Annotated in this window: 11 protein-coding genes, 1 tRNA gene and 4 pseudogenes; 7 read left to right on the top strand and 9 right to left on the bottom strand. The window is 56.5% G+C overall.

The genetic code is table 11. The features are described 5' to 3' along the window. Positions 1–74 precede the first annotated feature (74 nt). Positions 75–4,715: pseudogene (gene gltB, locus JJB09_RS10715) on the bottom strand (glutamate synthase large subunit); the annotation flags it as partial. A 501-nt stretch (positions 4,716–5,216) separates the two neighbouring features. Here gltB and JJB09_RS10720 point away from each other — a divergent pair. Beyond that, positions 5,217–6,263 carry a threonine aldolase family protein gene (locus JJB09_RS10720; protein ID WP_201657350.1) on the top strand — a complete coding sequence of 349 codons (1,047 nt, stop codon included), beginning with the start codon at positions 5,217–5,219 and terminating at the stop codon, positions 6,261–6,263. A gap of 70 nt (positions 6,264–6,333) precedes the next feature. Here JJB09_RS10720 and JJB09_RS10725 read toward each other — a convergent pair whose 3' ends face one another. Then, positions 6,334–6,804 (bottom strand): Hsp20 family protein, encoded by a 471-nt coding sequence (locus JJB09_RS10725; protein WP_201657353.1) that lies wholly within the window; start codon positions 6,802–6,804, stop codon positions 6,334–6,336. A gap of 416 nt (positions 6,805–7,220) precedes the next feature. On the opposite strand from JJB09_RS10725, the gene JJB09_RS10730 reads away from it, so the two are divergent. Beyond that, on the top strand, positions 7,221–8,183 hold the full coding sequence (locus JJB09_RS10730; protein ID WP_246748664.1) for an alpha/beta fold hydrolase: 963 nt from the start codon (positions 7,221–7,223) through the stop codon (positions 8,181–8,183). Positions 8,184–8,188: 5 nt separating this feature from the next. On the opposite strand, the gene hisN is transcribed toward JJB09_RS10730, so the two are convergent. The 3 genes from hisN to JJB09_RS10745 form a co-directional block, all read right to left on the bottom strand. Continuing rightward, the gene (gene hisN / locus JJB09_RS10735; protein ID WP_201657356.1) at positions 8,189–8,962 is read right to left on the bottom strand and encodes a histidinol-phosphatase; all 774 of its coding nucleotides are present in this window, start codon (positions 8,960–8,962) and stop codon (positions 8,189–8,191) included. 339 nt (positions 8,963–9,301) lie between these two features. Continuing rightward, positions 9,302–10,483, bottom strand: coding sequence for a helix-turn-helix transcriptional regulator (locus tag JJB09_RS10740; RefSeq protein ID WP_201657359.1), 1,182 nt, complete (start codon positions 10,481–10,483; stop codon positions 9,302–9,304). Between the two features lie 314 nt (positions 10,484–10,797). Further along, positions 10,798–11,472: a hypothetical protein gene (locus tag JJB09_RS10745; protein ID WP_201657361.1), complete on the bottom strand. Its 675-nt coding sequence runs from the start codon at positions 11,470–11,472 to the stop codon at positions 10,798–10,800. Positions 11,473–12,243: 771 nt separating this feature from the next. Here JJB09_RS10745 and JJB09_RS10750 point away from each other — a divergent pair. Continuing rightward, the gene (locus JJB09_RS10750) at positions 12,244–12,813 is read left to right on the top strand and encodes a transposase (RefSeq protein ID WP_201657364.1); all 570 of its coding nucleotides are present in this window, start codon (positions 12,244–12,246) and stop codon (positions 12,811–12,813) included. A 459-nt stretch (positions 12,814–13,272) separates the two neighbouring features. Here JJB09_RS10750 and JJB09_RS10755 read toward each other — a convergent pair whose 3' ends face one another. Further along, the gene (locus JJB09_RS10755) at positions 13,273–13,881 is read right to left on the bottom strand and encodes a transposase (protein WP_201657369.1); all 609 of its coding nucleotides are present in this window, start codon (positions 13,879–13,881) and stop codon (positions 13,273–13,275) included. Positions 13,882–14,418: 537 nt separating this feature from the next. Between JJB09_RS10755 and JJB09_RS10760 the strand changes: the two are divergent. The 3 pseudogenes from JJB09_RS10760 to JJB09_RS27110 form a co-directional block, all read left to right on the top strand. Next, positions 14,419–14,535, top strand: a pseudogene (locus JJB09_RS10760) (transposase); the annotation flags it as partial. A 39-nt stretch (positions 14,536–14,574) separates the two neighbouring features. After that, positions 14,575–14,658, top strand: a pseudogene (locus JJB09_RS26910) (IS21-like element helper ATPase IstB); the annotation flags it as partial. 149 nt (positions 14,659–14,807) lie between these two features. Beyond that, positions 14,808–14,972, top strand: a pseudogene (locus JJB09_RS27110) (IS256 family transposase); the annotation flags it as partial. A 215-nt stretch (positions 14,973–15,187) separates the two neighbouring features. On the opposite strand, the gene JJB09_RS10770 reads toward JJB09_RS27110, so the two are convergent. Further along, positions 15,188–15,262 (bottom strand) — tRNA-Val (locus tag JJB09_RS10770). An 85-nt stretch (positions 15,263–15,347) separates the two neighbouring features. After that, entirely contained in the window at positions 15,348–15,710 is a 363-nt protein-coding gene (gene cpdR1 / locus JJB09_RS10775) for a response regulator CpdR1 (protein WP_201657372.1), read from the bottom strand. A gap of 226 nt (positions 15,711–15,936) precedes the next feature. Between cpdR1 and JJB09_RS10780 the strand changes: the two genes are divergently transcribed. After that, a complete protein-coding gene (locus JJB09_RS10780; RefSeq protein ID WP_425523713.1) occupies positions 15,937–16,818 on the top strand; it encodes an N-formylglutamate amidohydrolase in 882 nt (293 codons plus the stop codon). Between the two features lie 170 nt (positions 16,819–16,988). On the opposite strand, the gene JJB09_RS10785 is transcribed toward JJB09_RS10780, so the two are convergent. Continuing rightward, positions 16,989–17,192, bottom strand: coding sequence for a hypothetical protein (locus JJB09_RS10785; RefSeq protein WP_201657378.1), 204 nt, complete (start codon positions 17,190–17,192; stop codon positions 16,989–16,991). Between the last annotated feature and the right edge of the window lie 108 nt (positions 17,193–17,300).

A 17,300-nucleotide genomic window follows, 5' to 3' on the forward strand; every position in this document is an offset into this window, starting at 1 on the left:
CCAATAATCCGTGCGTTTCGATGACACGTGAGAAGTCGCGGCCCGGCTATGGTGCCGAACCGCATGGCGGCTGATTACTCAGCTGCCTCCTGCATTTTCATGCGTTCCATGTCCTCAAGCGCCCTGCGATACTCGACCGGCATGACCTTGCGGAACTTCGGCCGGAATGTGACCCAGTTGTCGAGGATTTCCTTGGCGCGTCCCGAACCTGTGAAGTGCAGGTGGTTCGAGATCAGCTGGAACAACCGTTCCTCGTCGTGTCGTGTCATGTCGCCCGAGACGTCGACCATGCCCATATGGGCGATGTCGCCGCCGTGGTGGTGCAGCTTTTCGAGCAACTCGTCCTCTTCCGGAACTGGCTGCAATTCGACCATCGCCATGTTGCAGCGACGGGCGAAATCGTTGCTCTCGTCGAGCACGTAGGCCACACCGCCGGACATGCCGGCGGCAAAGTTGCGGCCGGTTTCGCCGATGACGACGACAACGCCGCCGGTCATGTATTCGCAGCCATGGTCGCCCACGCCTTCGACGACGGCAACCGCGCCCGAGTTGCGGACCGCGAAACGCTCGCCCGCCACGCCGTTGAAGTAGCACTCGCCGGCGATAGCGCCATAGAGCACGGTATTGCCGACGATGATCGAGTTCTCTGCCACGATCCTGCTGTTTGCCGGCGGCCGGACGACGATGCGCCCACCCGACAAGCCCTTGCCGACATAGTCGTTGCCATCACCTTCGAGATCGAGGGTAATACCGCGTGCCAGGAACGCCCCGAAGGATTGGCCCGCCGTGCCCTTGAGCTTGACGGTGATCGTATCGTCCTTCAGGCCCTTGTAGCCATAGCGCTTGGCGACTTCACCCGAAAGCATGGCGCCCGCAGACCGGTCGACATTCTTGATCTCGGCTTCGATCGTCACCGGCTGGCGCTCTTCGAGCGCGGGCTTTGCCGCTTCGATCAGCTTGCGATCCAGCACATCATCGATCGGATGCTTCTGGCGCATGGTCCAGCGTGTTTCTTCTTCGGCAGCATCGACCTTGTGGAAGATCTTGGAGAAGTCGAGGCCCCTCGCCTTCCAGTGGCTGATCGCGCCGTCTTTCTCGAGCAGCTCGCTCTTGCCGACGATCTCGCTGAGGCTGCGGAAGCCCATAGCCGCGAGAATCTCACGAACGTCGTTTGCAACGAAGAAGAAGAAGTTGATCACATGTTCGGGCGTGCCCTTGAAGCGCTTGCGCAGCACCGGATCCTGGGTCGCGACGCCAACCGGACAGGTGTTGAGATGGCATTTGCGCATCATGATGCAGCCTGCAGCGATCAGCGGCGCGGTCGAGAAGCCGAATTCGTCGGCGCCGAGCAGTGCCCCGATGATCACGTCGCGGCCAGTCTTCAGGCCGCCATCGACCTGCAGCGCGATGCGCGAACGAAGGCCGTTGAGGACCAGCGTCTGCTGGGTTTCGGCCAGGCCGATTTCCCAGGGAGAACCCGCATGCTTCAGCGATGTCAGCGGCGAAGCACCCGTGCCACCATCATAGCCCGACACGGTGATATGGTCGGCGCGCGCCTTGGCGACACCGGCAGCAACCGTGCCCACGCCGACTTCCGACACCAGCTTGACTGATATGTCCGAGGTCGGGTTGACGTTCTTCAGGTCGAAGATCAGCTGTGCCAGATCCTCGATCGAGTAGATGTCATGGTGCGGCGGCGGTGAAATCAGGCCGACACCCGGTGTGGAATGGCGGGTCTTGGCAATCGTCGCATCGACCTTGTGGCCGGGCAGCTGACCGCCTTCGCCGGGCTTGGCGCCCTGCGCGACTTTGATCTGCAGCATATCGGCATTGACCAGATATTCGGTCGTCACGCCGAACCGGCCCGAGGCCACCTGCTTGATCGCCGAACGTTCGAGCGGCAGCGTGCCATCGGCCTTGGGCAGATAGCGTTCCGCCTCCTCGCCGCCTTCGCCGGTGTTGGACTTGCCGCCGATCTTGTTCATCGCGATTGCCAGCGTGGTATGCGCCTCACGGCTGATCGAGCCGAAAGACATAGCCCCGGTCGCAAACCGCTTGACGATATCCACCGCCGGCTCGACTTCGGAAATGTCGACCGGCTTGCGGCCGCTGGCCTCGGCCATCTTGACCGAGAACAGGCCACGAATGGCGTTCATCCGCACCGAGGATTCGTTGACCAGGCGCGCGAACTCGCGGTAGCGATCCTCGGCATTGCCGCGCACGGCATGCTGAAGTTCCGCCACGACATCGGGCGTCCAGGCGTGTGACTCGCCACGCATGCGGTAAGCATATTCGCCGCCAATATCGAGCGAAGCCGCCAGGATCGGATCCCGGCCGAAGGCAGAGACGTGGCGCAGGAAGGTCTCGCGTGCGATTTCCTCCAGGCCGACACCTTCGATCTGGGTGGCGGTTCCGAAGAAGAATTTGTCGACGAAGGAGGTCGACAGGCCGATGGCATCGAAGATCTGCGCGCCGCAATAGGACTGGTAGGTGGAGATGCCCATCTTGGACATGACCTTGAGGATGCCCTTACCGACCGCCTTGATGTAGCGGTAGACGACTTCGTCCTCGGACACTTCTTTCGGGAATTCACCCTTCTTGTGCATGTCGATCAGCGTATCGAATGCGAGATAAGGGTTGATCGCTTCGGCGCCATAGCCTGCCAGGCAGCAGAACTGATGCACTTCGCGCGGTTCGCCGGTTTCCACGACGATGCCGACCGAGGTGCGAAGCCCCTTGCGGATCAGGTAGTTGTGCACGGCCGCCGTGGCCAGCAGCGCCGGAATGGCGATGCGATCCGGCCCGATCTGGCGGTCGGACAACACGATGATGTTGTAGCCGCTCTTGACGGCCGCTTCCGCTCTTTCGCAAAGGCGATCGAGCATCTCCGGCATGGCTTCGGCACCACGATTTACGTCGTAGGTGAAGTCGAGCGTCTTGGTGTCGAAGCGGTCTTCCGTATGGCCGATCGAGCGGATCTTTTCGAGATCGCCGTTGGTCAGGATCGGCTGGCGCACTTCGAGCCGCTTGGCGCGAGCAGCACCAGCATGATCAAGAATGTTCGGACGCGGCCCGATGAAGGACACGAGGCTCATCACCAGTTCTTCGCGGATAGGATCGATCGGCGGGTTGGTGACCTGGGCGAAGTTCTGCTTGAAATAGGTGTAAAGCAGCTTCGACTTGTCCGACATTGCCGAAATCGGCGTATCGGTGCCCATCGAGCCCACGGCTTCCTGACCGGTCGTCGCCATCGGCGACATCAGGAGCTTGGTGTCTTCGCTCGTATAGCCGAAAGCCTGCTGGCGATCGAGCAGCGAGACGTCACGGCGCAGCGCGCGCGGCTCGACCGGCTTCAGGTCTTCCAGGATCAACTGGCTGCCATCGAGCCATTCGGCATAGGGGTGAGCGCCCGCAAGCTCGGCCTTCACTTCCTCGTCTGAGATGATGCAGCCCTTTTCCATATCGATCAGCAGCATCTTGCCGGGCTGCAGCCGCCACTTGCGCACGATCATCTCTTCCGGAACAGGCAGGACGCCAGATTCGGAGGCCATGATGACGCGGTCGTCAGAGGTGACGATGTAGCGGGCGGGACGCAGGCCATTGCGGTCGAGCGTCGCACCGATCTGGCGGCCGTCGGTGAATGCCACGGCAGCCGGTCCGTCCCACGGCTCCATCAGCGCCGCATGATACTCGTAAAACGCCTTGCGCTCGCGGCCCATCAGTTGGTTGCCTGCCCAGGCTTCCGGGATCAGCATCATCACGGCATGCGCCAGCGAGTAGCCGCCGCGCACCAAAAATTCCAGCGCGTTGTCAAAGCAGGCGGTGTCGGACTGGCCTTCGTAGGAAATCGGCCAGAGCTTGGAAATGTCTTCGCCGTAGAGAGGAGACGAAACCGACGCCTGGCGTGCCGCCATCCAGTTGACGTTGCCACGCAGCGTGTTGATCTCGCCGTTGTGCGCCACCATGCGGTATGGATGCGAAAGCCTCCAGGACGGGAAGGTGTTGGTCGAAAAGCGCTGGTGGACAAGTGCAACAGCCGATTCGAACCTCGGGTCGGCAAGATCCTTGTAATAGGACCCCACCTGATAGGCGAGGAACATGCCCTTGTAGACCACCGTGGTGGTCGAGAGCGACACGACGTAGAAACCCTTGTCGTCGCCCTTGCCCTCGTCGTAGATGCGGTTGGAGATCACCTTGCGCAGCGTGAAAAGACGGCGTTCGAATTCGGCATTGGTCGCCGCGTCGGCGCCCGCACCAATGAACACCTGCAAATGGAAAGGTTCAGTCGCGGCGATATCCGGCGCCTTGGAAAGGGAAGAGTTGTCGACGGGTACCTCGCGGTAGCCGAGCAATACCTGACCCTCATTGGCGATGACGTCAGAAATGATGTTCTTTATGTGGTTGCGCACCGCTTCATCGCGCGGCATGAACAGATAGCCGACGGCGTATTCGCCTGCCGGAGGCAGTTGAATGCCCTGGCCTGAAAGTTCTTCGCGGAAAAATTTATCGGGAATCTGCACCAGAATACCGGCGCCGTCTCCCATCAGAGGATCGGCACCGACAGCGCCGCGATGGGTGAGGTTCTCCAGCATGAAAAGACCGTCGCGAACGATCTGGTGCGACTTGACGCCCTTCAGATGACAGGCAAAGCCAACGCCACAGGCGTCGTGTTCGTTTCGCGGATCGTAGAGCCCTTGTTTTGCAGGCAGCCCTTTACCTGTAGAGGAGGAGGTTGTTTTCGGAGCAGTTTCAGACGCAATCTGTCGAAACTGCTCGTACTGGCGTGCTTGGGTTTGATCCTTCATGACTTAATTCCTCCTGCGGTGAGCAGCGCGCAAATTTGGCGCGGAAAGTCGCCCCCGACCCCACGCCGTCGAAAAACCGTCTTCGCATTTTCCTGAACGAGCTGCAATTTCCGGGCCAGATTGGCTACCGTCCCAACGCAGCTGCCGGCTTCTGCCTTCGTCCGCTTCCCCACGGGTCGAAGGCCGGACCGCTCTTTTAAAGGCCGGGTGACCAGCCTTCAGGATCCATGCAGCAAAATAGGACAGCATGACTGTCCTAATTCAACAATTCTATGACAGAAAGCAAACCGCCCTGCAAGACGCCAATCGAAAATTATTGACAATCGCGTCCAATGCATCTTTGCCTTTGCGCTGTCGCTCCGCGCAGCAGCGCGCGCCATCATTGCCTCTCCGAGAGAAACGGATTTTACCTTGAATTTCGCATCCGACAACTGGGCAGGAGCCCATAAAGCCATTTCCGAACGGTTGGTCGCCGAATCCGGCAAATACTGGACTCCTTATGGGGCCAGCACGCTTGATGAAGACGTGGAACGCAAGCTTTCCAGATTGTTCGAACGCGAGGTAAAGGTGTTTTTTGTGGCCACTGGCACCGCCGCCAATTCGCTGTCGCTTGCCGCAGTGAAGAAGACCGGCGGCATCATCTTCTGCCACGCGGACGCACATATCATCCATCACGAAGGTGGCGCCGTCGAATTCATGACCGGTGGCGCCAAACTGGTGCCCGTCAGCGGCGACAGCCAAGGCAAGATGAGCGCAAGCCAACTCGAAAAGACAATGGCGCGCTATCCCGGGGATCTGCACATCGGCCAGAAGATGGCGATATCGATCACCCAGGCCACGGAAGCCGGAACGATCTATTCGCTTGACGAAATTCGCGCGCTGTCTGCCGCAGCCAAACAGGCCGGACTGGCCATCCACATGGACGGCGCGCGCTTCTCCAATGCGATTGCAGCGCTCGATGTTTCTCCGGCTGAGATGACCTGGAAATCCGGCATCGACATTCTGTCGCTCGGCGGCACGAAGAATGGCTGCTGGTGCGCCGAAGCGATTGTCTTCTTCAATCCGGAGCAGGCCCGCGACATGCCGCATCTGCGCAAGCGGGGTGCAAACCTGTTCTCCAAGTCGACTTTCGTCTCCGCGCAGTTTGACGAATGGTTGAAGGACGACCTCTGGCTGAAGCTCGCACGCCATTCCAACCGAATGGCTGCCCAACTGGCAACCGCAGTGGCAGCTTCAAGATCGGCGCGACTGGCCTGGGAAACCGGCTCGAATCAGCTGTTCGTCGTCCTGCCGGACGAAACAGCTGCAAAAATGACCGCAGCCGGCGTGCCGCTGATGCAATGGGATACGCCCGAGGCAATGGAGGGAAGGCTGTCGGCAGATGAGAAGATCTATCGCTTCGTGACCTCGTTTGCCACGCGGGACGAGGACATCGTCCAGCTTGCCGCATTGCTCTGATCAGACACACACGAAAACCCCTCCGGTCGGAACCGAAGGGGCTTTCTGCTGATCACCGAGGGAGGAGTGATTAGTTGTTGATGACGTGGGCTTCGATGGCTTTCGGAGCCTCAGCCTTGTCGGCGGCGGCAATCTCGATACGGCGCGGTTTCATCGCTTCGGGAATTTCGCGCACAAGGTCGACATGCAACAGGCCATTCTTCAGATGCGCGGCGCGTACCTCGACATGGTCTGCAAGCTGGAAACGGCGCTCGAAGGCGCGCTTGGCGATACCGCGGTAGAGCAGATCGCCGTTCTCGCTCTTTTCCTCAGCCCGTTCGCCTTTCACAGTCAGAAGGTGCTGGTCCAGTTCGATCGACAATTCGCCTTCGTGGAAGCCGGCCACCGCCATCGAAATCCGGTAAGCGTTTTCGCCTGTCTTCTCGATATTATAGGGCGGATAGGTCTGCTGCTCTGGCTGCGCAAGGCTGTCCAGCATGGTGAAAACGCGGTCGAAGCCGACGGTCGAACGATAGAGCGGGGAGAAATCGAAATGACGCATGGTGTCCTCCTTCAAGAGCAACGTTTGCGGTTGTTGTAAGAGCACGCCACCCTGTGTGCAGGCGCCGGCGTCTCCGTTGCGCAAGGCCCGTATTGGCACCTCGCATGGCAAAAGGTGGGAGATGCAAATCCGGCTTTCAAGAGTGCGGGGAACGAAAAAGAAAAATGAACGACGGATGAACGAAGGGTTCGGCCCGCATTCAGCTACCCTCCGCTAGAGTTCAATCATAGGGAGCGCCCCTCCCGTGACTGGCGTGCAACGTCCCTTCCGCACCAGTCTTGCTATGCCGGAGCGTTTCATCCCCTGATACGTCTCCGGCTTCTTTTCCTGCAAACTGGCCTTGGCCCGCTGTCGCGAACGGCTCGAATCGTGCTAGGCAGCGCAGGTATCTCTTGTGCAGGATCCGGGCAGTTCTCTTGGACATACTCAACGCTTCGCCGGGCAACGCAGTACCGCCCAATCATTTCGCCGGCTACTTCAAAACCTTCGACGGTCTTGAGTTGCGCTACGCCGTGTTTCGTTCGGGCTCCCGACTGCCGAAAGGCACTGTGGTGCTACTGCAGGGCCGCAATGAATCGATCGAGAAATACTTCGAAACAATCCAGGACCTGAACGCGATGGGCCTGTGGGTCGCTACATTCGACTGGCGCGGCCAGGGTGGCTCACCGCGCCTCCTGAAGAATCGCAGTCGGGGCCATATCAGGCGCTTCTCCGACCTCGAACGCGATCTCGACGCATTTCTCGAGGCGATCGTGCTGCCCGACGCCAAGCTTCCGTTTTCTATCCTGGGTCATTCAATGGGCGCGCTCGTGGCGCTGAAAGCAGCCCCACGCCTTGCAAATCGAATAGAACGGATGGTTCTTTGCGCACCGTTCATCGATGCCGCCGGGCTTCGCCTTCCAAGATGGCTCCTGAAATTTCTCGCCAACGCGGCGACGACATTCGGGTTCGGCTGGGTTCAATTCGGCCGCGACCGACGGAACAAGCCCTTTTCAAGCAACAAGGTCACGTCTGATCCGGCGCGCTTTGAGCGCAACAGGCTGATCGTCAAAACCTGTCCCCAGCTTGGCATTGGTCCACCGACGGCGCGCTGGATCTCGACGATGATAGATACAATCGAAACCATCAACTCGATCGACTACCTCAAGCGGATCGAAGTCCCGAGCCTGGTGATCGCACCGTCAGCGGACAAGGTTGTCCCCTATCAGGGCCTGGAAGGGCTTTCGCGCAAGTTCCGCGCCAGCAAGTTAATTACGATCGCGGGCTCGGAACACGAGATCCTGCAGGAACGCGACATATTTCGCGGCCAGGCATTGGCCGCGATCGACGCCTTCATTCCGGGATCGGATGCCGATCCATCCATCTATACGGGCGCTTGACAGCCTCAGGAATTGAGGATTTCGAGAACCTCGGCATGAAGCTCCGGCGTGGCTGCGGCGATGATATAGCCACCCATTTCTGGGCGCGAGCCATCCCATCCTGTCATCACGCCCCCAGCCTGTTCGACGATCGGAATGATGCCTCCGACGTCGTACGGCTTTAGGGAGTTCTCGACCACAAGATCCACGTGCCCGGCCGCCAGCAACGCGTAGGCATAACAATCCGTCCCATAACGGAAAAGCTTCGAACGCGATTCCACCGCCCGGTAGCGCCGGTCGTCCTCACCGAGGAAAAGGTGCGGCGAGGTCGTAAACATGATCGCACTGGATAGCGATGTGCAGCCGCTGGTTTTCAGCACCCGCTCGCCGCCCGGTCCCCGGTAGTGGGCGCGTTCGCCATCGGCAAAATAGCGCTCGCCTGTAAATGGCTGGTCGATCAGTCCCATACGCGCGCGTCCGTTCTGGTAGAGTCCGATCAGCGTGCCCCACACCGGGACCCCCGAAATGAAAGCCCTTGTACCATCGATCGGATCGATAACCCAGACGAACTCACGGTCGAGCCCCGTGGAGCCATGCTCCTCACCAAGGATGCCGTGGTCGGGATAGCGGGCTTCGATCAGCGCCCGGATCGCCGTCTCGGCTGCCTGGTCGCCCTCGGTGACTGGATCGTAATATTGCCCGCCCTTATCCACGACTCTGAGGCCTGAGCGAAACCGGGGCAAGGTCTCGGCTTTGGCGGCCTCGGCCAAGCTATCGAAGAAGGCGCGATCTGGATGCATGTGGGGTTCTCCGTCCGTCGAGTCGGGGCAATCTAGCGACCGTTGTACAGAGGCTATGCGCATATATTCAAGCCACGCCACACCTTTGTTTCGATCAATATTCAGCCAATCGCTCAACGATTAGGCAATTTACCAGAAAGGTTATTTTTAAGGCGGAAATAGCCCGATTTTCATTGACCTTACTGCAGTGCAGCAGTAGCTTTTCGCCACAGTCCTTACCGGCTGTAAATGCCCTCCTTGGGTGTTTCCTCCCTAAATTTGGCTGCGCTCCCATGCGCGGCCTCTTTTTTAGGAAGTCGCAGCGGAGATTCGGCAGCATGCCGCCGATACGTCATACTCTCACAACGCCTTGGCCGCCTTCAGCCGCCCGAGCATGGCCACGAGTTCGGACTGGCGGCCCGTCCCCGTCTTTCCGAAAATCGAGCGTAGATGGGTGCGCGCCGTCTCATATCCCATCGACGAAGCGGTAGCGGCGGAACGCAAATCAATGCCCTCCGCCAGCTGCACCGCAATCAACGCCTCTGTCGGGGTCAGGCCGTAGACATCCCCAAGCAAACCAGGCTCGATCACCGGCCGGCGGTTCATATCCTCAAACAGACACACGCCTACCGAATTCGCAAAGAAGTCTGGCAGGTTGCCACCAAGCCGCTGGATGCGAACCAGCACTGGCGGCCTGTCAACTCTCGCGATTCGCACCAAACCGCCGTCAGCAGTGGGATGCAGCCAATGCTCGCTGGTAACCAATCGCATTTTCTGGCGTATAGCAGCCGTTTCAGCCCGAGAACGGGATGTGAGCTCACCCTGTCGAACCTGAAGTTCGTCGCCGAGCAGCAAGGCTGCCCGTTCATTGACCGTTGTGACTTTCCCGAAACGATCAAAGAAGATGGCGGCAATATCGGCCATCTCAAACGCCTTCGCCATACCCTCGACGCGCTTTGCTGACAGGCTGCGCATCAGCAGCGCTGCAGCCATGAGCCGATCCCGCATCATCCGCAACACAGCCACTTCGGCTTCACCAAAGAACTCGCTGGCCAACGTTCGGTGCAACGTAAGGCTAAGCAGATCCTGCTCAGAAGAAAAACCGATCATGCAACTACGGCCGATCCCATATTTGGCCTGGAAGCGATAGTAACCGAGCTCACGAAACTCGTCATCGGAAGTGTACTGCTGGTCACACGCCGTACCTGGCCCGACCAGCAACGGCAATGCCTTGAGGCGCCAGTCGTTCTGGTGCCAGCCGTCGTCGAAATACTCCTCGAGCACTGGCCCCACACTTTCTGTGGCGATAACCAGCCCGGGCAACCGTTCCGCTGTCGGAATAATGTTTGCGCCAAAAGACCCAGTCGCCTCTGAAATTCCCTGCAGAATTTCAGGCCATAGGGAGTGGTCCGCCGCCGCCTCCAAGGACCGGTCCATCGCCTTGTCGAGCTTCAGGAGATCGATTTGCATAATTCTCGGACACCACGACGGCAGAAATGGAACCCTTTGCCCCACCTCTGCGAAAGCGCAGTCTCCAACCAATCTCCGGAACTTGCGTAAACAAGTACTTACCATTCAAAATACGGCAAAGCAACTTATGCGTTTGGAGAAAGAGCGACGATTAGGCTAAAGTCTAAACAACCCGGACAGAAGCCAGTTGAGCTCATGCTGATCGGTGCGGAAATACTTTGTGTGGATGCGATCCGAACTCCGCTGGCACGACAGATACGCCCCTAATCCGCGAAGGTGTACATGCGCGCCAGTCGCAAGCGCGATATCAGGCCGTTGCATATGCTCATGCAGCCCAACCCTACAGATAGTCCCGCCTACACGCCACGCTCTTTCTGTAGCCGAAATCAAGCCAACTCAGATATGCCGGCTTCCTCAAAGAAACGGGAACCTTCTGAGAGTTCATGGGATTCGAAGATGCGAAGCACCATGCTTTCGGTGACTTCAAACTTCTTCGCAATCTTCTTTATCGACAACCGACCTCGCAAGGCCATGACACCAACGATCTTGTGAGTATCCGGCATTTCCGGTTGCGAGATTATCACGGGCGTGCTGTCAGCCTCGGTTTCATAGCGGTCTGACGTCTCGACTTTGATACGCTCATTGCGAAATCGCTGGTAATGCAATGCACAGAGCCCCTTGCACCTGACGGGCCTTTCGCAATCGTCGGCAACGCAAATCCTGTTGTTGACGATCAGGGACGCGGGCAGACCCCGCCGCCATTTGGCATAGTGTCCGACGCACCAGCCCTGCTGGTGACCCGGTAGCCCACAGCCTTTGACCTGGCAATTGGAAGCCGCACTTTCATCGGCACCCACATCCTCTGGCGTGCAACTAAACTGCTCGTTGCCGGCGGAGCGAAGAGCTACCGCTTCACGCCAGCGGGCGTAGTGAAACCTGCAATAGCCCATTGCATGATGTTCATCGAAGCAATCCTCAACGCCACACAACATGAAAATCCCCGAAAATGCAGTGATAATCCACCACCAAAGGTCATTACAGTTGCATACAACAGCCTGCATATCAATTTATTGATGTATATTACTTTATTAAAAGGTACCGCGCATAACAAACAACGTTTATCAAATTAGATCGCGAAAAATATACATTATATTGAAAATTTATATCTTAATTTTTCCCTAATTTACTGAAGTTGTTCTCCAGAAATCATTGGATATGTAAAAAGGGGCGACCAACTGCCTTGGTCCCGACGCCCGGAAGGTTTTTGGGAACACGAAGCGGGAGTACCGCCGCAACAAAGCCGAATACTCAGGCCATCGGGCGCATCGCTCAATCGCGGCAGCGGGCAAATCCTGCATTCAACACACAAACGAATATGGCCTCCCGGCAACATCCGACAGCGACCGTCACTATCACTTGAATTGGAAATATGACCACTTAACTCTGAGGGCGCCAAACGCGTCGGACAATGCAGGACCACATCGCAACAGCGCTTCCGTGCGCCGGGCGTCAAATGCACTAGGCCTCTTCCAAGCGGACCGGTGCATATTGAAAATTCTTGTGGGAATATTTTAGCACTCCGGAGACGAATTCGATTTTACTAAGTATGGACAATTTTAAAAAGTATTACATGGGCTTATCCTTTACTAATTATATGATCGAAGGCAGTTTGCAGAAGGGGCTATAGGGACAAATGGCGGCGCACTCGTGCCGCGAACTGCTCGTGGAGCAGTGCTAACGCTTTGAGACAATTGTTCTACTTAAGCGTTTGCAAGTGCAGATTTCCCCGCAAGGAAAAGTATAGAACTTAAATGATGTATTTGAATACTCTTGTGAAGGACGACGACAGTGGAGATATCTCATCTCCACGCAGCCTGACGATTCTTCAGAACAACAACAATGCTTTTCGCGTAGTTGATCAGATGCGCTGGCCTGATTCAAAGCATTGTCCGCGCTGCGATTCCATCTATATTAAAACAGTTAACACTGCTATATTTCGTGAGCTGTATCGATGCGTCGACTGCGGATACATGTTCAATTCATTTTCCGGAACATTGTTCCACGGGACAAAGATTCCGATTGTAAAATACTTCCAATTTTTTGTTTTGTACGGAGCATTGGGCAAGAAACTCTCTCCTCGCGACGTCTCCTATGCAATCTCTGTATCCAACAAGACGGCAGTGTCCCTCATCGGCCGAGTCGAAAAGCTAAAGACGACCATAGCTTTTGCCGAAATCGATCGCGACAAGGCGGCGTGGCTGAAGGCGAATTCACCCGAGCAAGAGCAGAACAGCGAGTTTGAGAACTTCTTTTCATACTGCGAAACAAAAAGCATCATCGTTTCAACAAGTAATTTCCACCAGTATCTGCAAGCCGTAATTCGGGAAAAGTACTACGAATAGAATCTTCTCGATTTCGCCATCGACTGCATATTTTTACATTCGTTTAAATTTGTTACATTTTATAATTTCGTATGTGGATATACGATCAAACGCATTTTTTTTGATTTTTCTGCAGTTCTTTGAGGAGTCCTTTCGAAGCTATCGCTGGGTCGGAATAGCCCGAAAGAAAAAGGCCGAGTTCGAAAGCCCAACGGACAGGAGATCCCTCAATAGAGGCCTCCTGCCAATCCACTGCGAATTCAAGAATAACTGATGTATAGATTCGCCTATAAATGAATACATGTCGTTTGATACAGTCAAACGGCGCGGCCGATCACCGGCGAGCACTGATAACCTCCCAACTTCTTTGATCTGGGCTTGCGCGATATGGAGCGGCGCACCGGATTCATTACGGCAAGAAAACCTCACCGCAATCCGGATCGCCAAGACTACCAAAGCGCTGACATGTGCCGGTTGGCACTAAGCAATGGAGAGCAGCGCACCCCTTGCTGACGCGTCGTGGGCTTTGCCCACCCCCAACCAGTTCGCGAGGCGGAGTTGAAACGCACTGATCTGAATGGAGAAGCTCTTGGCTTCAAATAGCTCCAGGATTGTCCCGTAGTTCCCGATATCGGCGAGCGCCTGATCCGAACCGTGAAGATACCTGTGCGCAGGCGGAACCGTTCCCAGCTTAGCGAGCTGCAACTTGGCGGTGCGCGGACTAACTCCCAGCAGCCGACCAATTTCATTGATTCGCACATGCCCGATGAGGCTGTCGATTGCCACCGCCAGCGCGAGATGCGTGTCCAGCCTCAGTTTCGAGCCATGAAACAGCGTACCGGACGTACAGTTGAAGTTGTATTGACACGCATTGCACTGAAATATCTCATTCACGAAGAACGAATTGATTTTCTTGATCGCAAGCGATCTGCAGCGAGGACAGTAAAGCCCGCCATTCCACCGGACATGCCTGATCAACTGCGCGGCAGATTCCTGATCGTAGAAATAGCCTGTTGTATTTATCGAAATCGGCACATCGTCGCAGAAATTCTGCTCTCCTGATGTCCTGTACTTCGCCTGCGATAGCATGGTTACGATTCCCCAAATTGCCAGACGACACCCCTCGCCCAACTACGTCGTATTACAAATAGTATTTGTCTCGCCTCCCCCAAATGGGTGAACTTGAAAAATATTCCTTTGTTTTTTGCGTAGTAAGCGCGTCTTATAGAGGAATGACAGCGACAAACCTGAACACAAATATGATACTTTTCATCAGGATTTAGGTATTATTCTTTGAATGTTCATTTTTCATGCAATGAAGATATTTTCTGGTGGAAAAATAGCCCATCAATAAATACAAGATCGGCATTATAAATATATACACGATACTTTATGTTATTTTTAGAGCACCTAAAATATTAAATAAGAATAATTTTGCATTTTTACTGAGCGAATCGCCAATCTTGCTATCGAATTTTAGTCGATGATTCTCATTTCGACCGCTCGCTATTCCACTTCGACGCAGAAATGCGCACCTGTGCTCCAGTGACAGGGTAATCCCCACCCCCGCAAACCAACCGAGTTCAAAAGTAGAATTTTCCCACAATGATTTTGGAGAAGATTCCGATGAAGACATCCCGATTTAGCTACGCTCAGATCATGGCGATCCTGGAGCAGGCGGAGGACGGGATTCCGGTGGCGAGACTAAGCCGGCAGCACGGTATGAGTGACGCCAGTTTCTACATTTGTGGACTGCCCCCTTTGCATACCCGATTTTGAAACAGTGTGACGCTGCTCGACCGGCGAACCCACCACGGCGAGATCATCGAGACCGGAAACGAGTCCTGGCGCTTCAAGAACCGATCTCAAAGACAAAGTCGAAAGGCACCAGCACCCGCTCCTGGCCCGCCCTCACAAACCCCAGCCAACGCCGGCCCGGCCAAGTGCTGATCTACATAGCCAGGAGGCAATTCTGGACACCGATAGGGGGTCAATATTCCACGCCGATTGACAAGGGCGGCATCTTTGCAAGCGACGCTGCAATAACGCGTCTCGTCGGTGCTCTCCTGCTGGAACAGAACAACGAATGGGTGGTGCAGCGGCCCCGCTAGATGTCACTGAAAACAACCGGCCACATGAGCGATGCTTCCATCATCAGTCTGCCTGCCGTGGCTCGCTGATACTCCCCTCCGGCCAACCGGAAGGCACCATGGTTGTCAAAACCGGGATCCGATCTTGCGCGCCGCGCCATTCGATTTTGCGCGCTACGGCAATTTGGCGAGTGACACGAGTTCACGCACAGCAAGTTACGACTTCGTCGCTATTTCAAGTCGAAATAGAAAAAGCGCCTCGGAGGGCGCTTTTCATAAGCCATTGAACTGGCTTGGAATTTGGATGGTGGGCGTGACAGGGATTGAACCTGTGACCCCTACGATGTCAACGTAGTGCTCTCCCGCTGAGCTACACGCCCATCCGATGAAGGGGCATAGACCACAGTCGCATTGGAAGGTCAATAGCCTTTTTTGCGACCTGTGGAAACTTTCTTGCGGGTCTCCTCAGGCAGCCAACATCTTGTTGACTTCGTCGACCAGGTCGCGAAGGTGGAACGGCTTGGAGAGTACCTTGGCATCCTTGGGCGCGTTCGAATCCGGGTTGAGTGCCACCGCCGCAAAGCCGGTGATGAACATGACCTTGAGGTCAGGATCCAGTTCGGTCGCGCGCCGCGCGAGCTCGATGCCGTCCATCTCAGGCATGACGATATCCGTCAGCAACAGCGAGAAGGGTTCTTCCCGGAGTCTGTCATAGGCGCTGGCGCCATTGTCATAGGAGATGACCCTGTATCCCGCTTTTTCAAGCGCCTTGACCAAGAACCGGCGCATGTCGTTGTCGTCTTCGGCGAGAAGTATTTTCTGACTCATCGTGTCTCTTCAACCTGTATGGAACGCATCATTCGCGGAATCCCGCGACTGTAAGCGCGGCCGGGTAAAAATCCAGTGAATCCACACTTAACAATGCACTCAATAACGGTTTGAACGGCTCTTTTGAAGGTACTTTATTGCATGGTCATGTATGGACTTGGCGCATGGCTGCTGGCAACATGACCAAATCAGTTGAACCGTCGAATGAGGATGCAAAAACCGCATGATCTGGGATTTCACGGAGGGAAATCTGTTCGACATATGGGAACCCGAAGCGTTGCAGGTTCCGGTTGTGCTCAACTCTCCCCATAGCGGCCGGATATATCCGCGGTGTTTTGTCGAGAATTCCCGCCTCGATGCGACCAGCCTCAGACGTTCAGAAGATCACTACGTCGAGCAACTGTTCTTTTCCGGCGTCGAACTCGGCGCCCCGATGCTGTCGGCCAACTTCCCCAGGGCGTATGTCGATGTCAATCGCGAGCCCTATGAACTCGATCCTCGCATGTTCGTCGGCACGCTGCCGCCATTTGCCAACACGGCGTCCATTCGGGTCGCCGGCGGGCTGGGAACCGTTCCGCGCATCGTCGCGGAGAACATGGAAATCTACCGGCAGAAGCTGCCTGTCGACGAAGCGCTCTGCCGCGTCGAGCAGATCTACAAACCCTACCACGCCGCCCTCAGGCGCTTGCTTGCCCGAACCCACACTGCGTTCGGACGTGCTGTGTTGCTCGATTGCCATTCAATGCCGGGCAACATTCGCTTGTCGGGCAGTGGAATCCGGCCGGACTTCATCATCGGCGACCGCTATGGAACGTCGGCGTCGGCGGAGATGTCACGGCTGGCGCTCAAGCTACTCGAGGACATGGGATTCGCGGCGGTTCGCAACAAGCCATATGCCGGCGGTTTCATCACCGAGCACTACGGGCGGCCCGCAAGAGGGCTGCATGCCCTGCAGATCGAGATCAACCGTGCGCTATACATCGACGAGGCGACGCTGAAGAAGAAATCTGACTTCGCCAACGTTGCCGACGCTATCCGACAGTTTCTCGAGAACTTCGCGGCAGAGGTCAATGTCGGTGTGGAAAACGTCGCATTTGCGGCCGAATAGTTCCGCCTAAGCAATCTCGATAGTGTCCGTTATGCAGTAGTCTGGATCGAACTCTAACGGTCGCGACAGCACGCAATCGAACGGGCATTGCGCCCGCTTGGCAGCCGCACAAGCATCGAACGTTCGACCGCCCATGCGGTCCGAGCAACCGATCCCGAGTAAGCCTTTGCTTATCCTTCGTTGCCGTCGGATACCCAGTTCTCCGCCGCCGCCTGCTCGACCGGATTGGTGTTCGGCCGATGCTCCAGACACCACCAGCCGCTGACGCCGTCGCCGCTGTCATAGCCCCAGGAGCCCCAATGGGTGCAGCCGGGATGGCGACAGAGATGTTCGAGAATCTTGGCACTTGTTGCTGCGCTGCGCTGCTCGGTCATGGCGTGTCACCCCGGGAGAAACGGCATCGGTGGCAGCGAGTGTAGGCGCGGCAGGCGCGCCGCGCAACTATCCCTTCACACCGACGCCCCTCCCGGCCATAGTGCCAG

Source organism: Phytoamicus setariae (assembly GCF_016722925.1).
In the GTDB taxonomy this organism is placed as follows: Bacteria; Pseudomonadota; Alphaproteobacteria; order Rhizobiales; family Rhizobiaceae; genus Rhizobium_E; species Rhizobium_E setariae.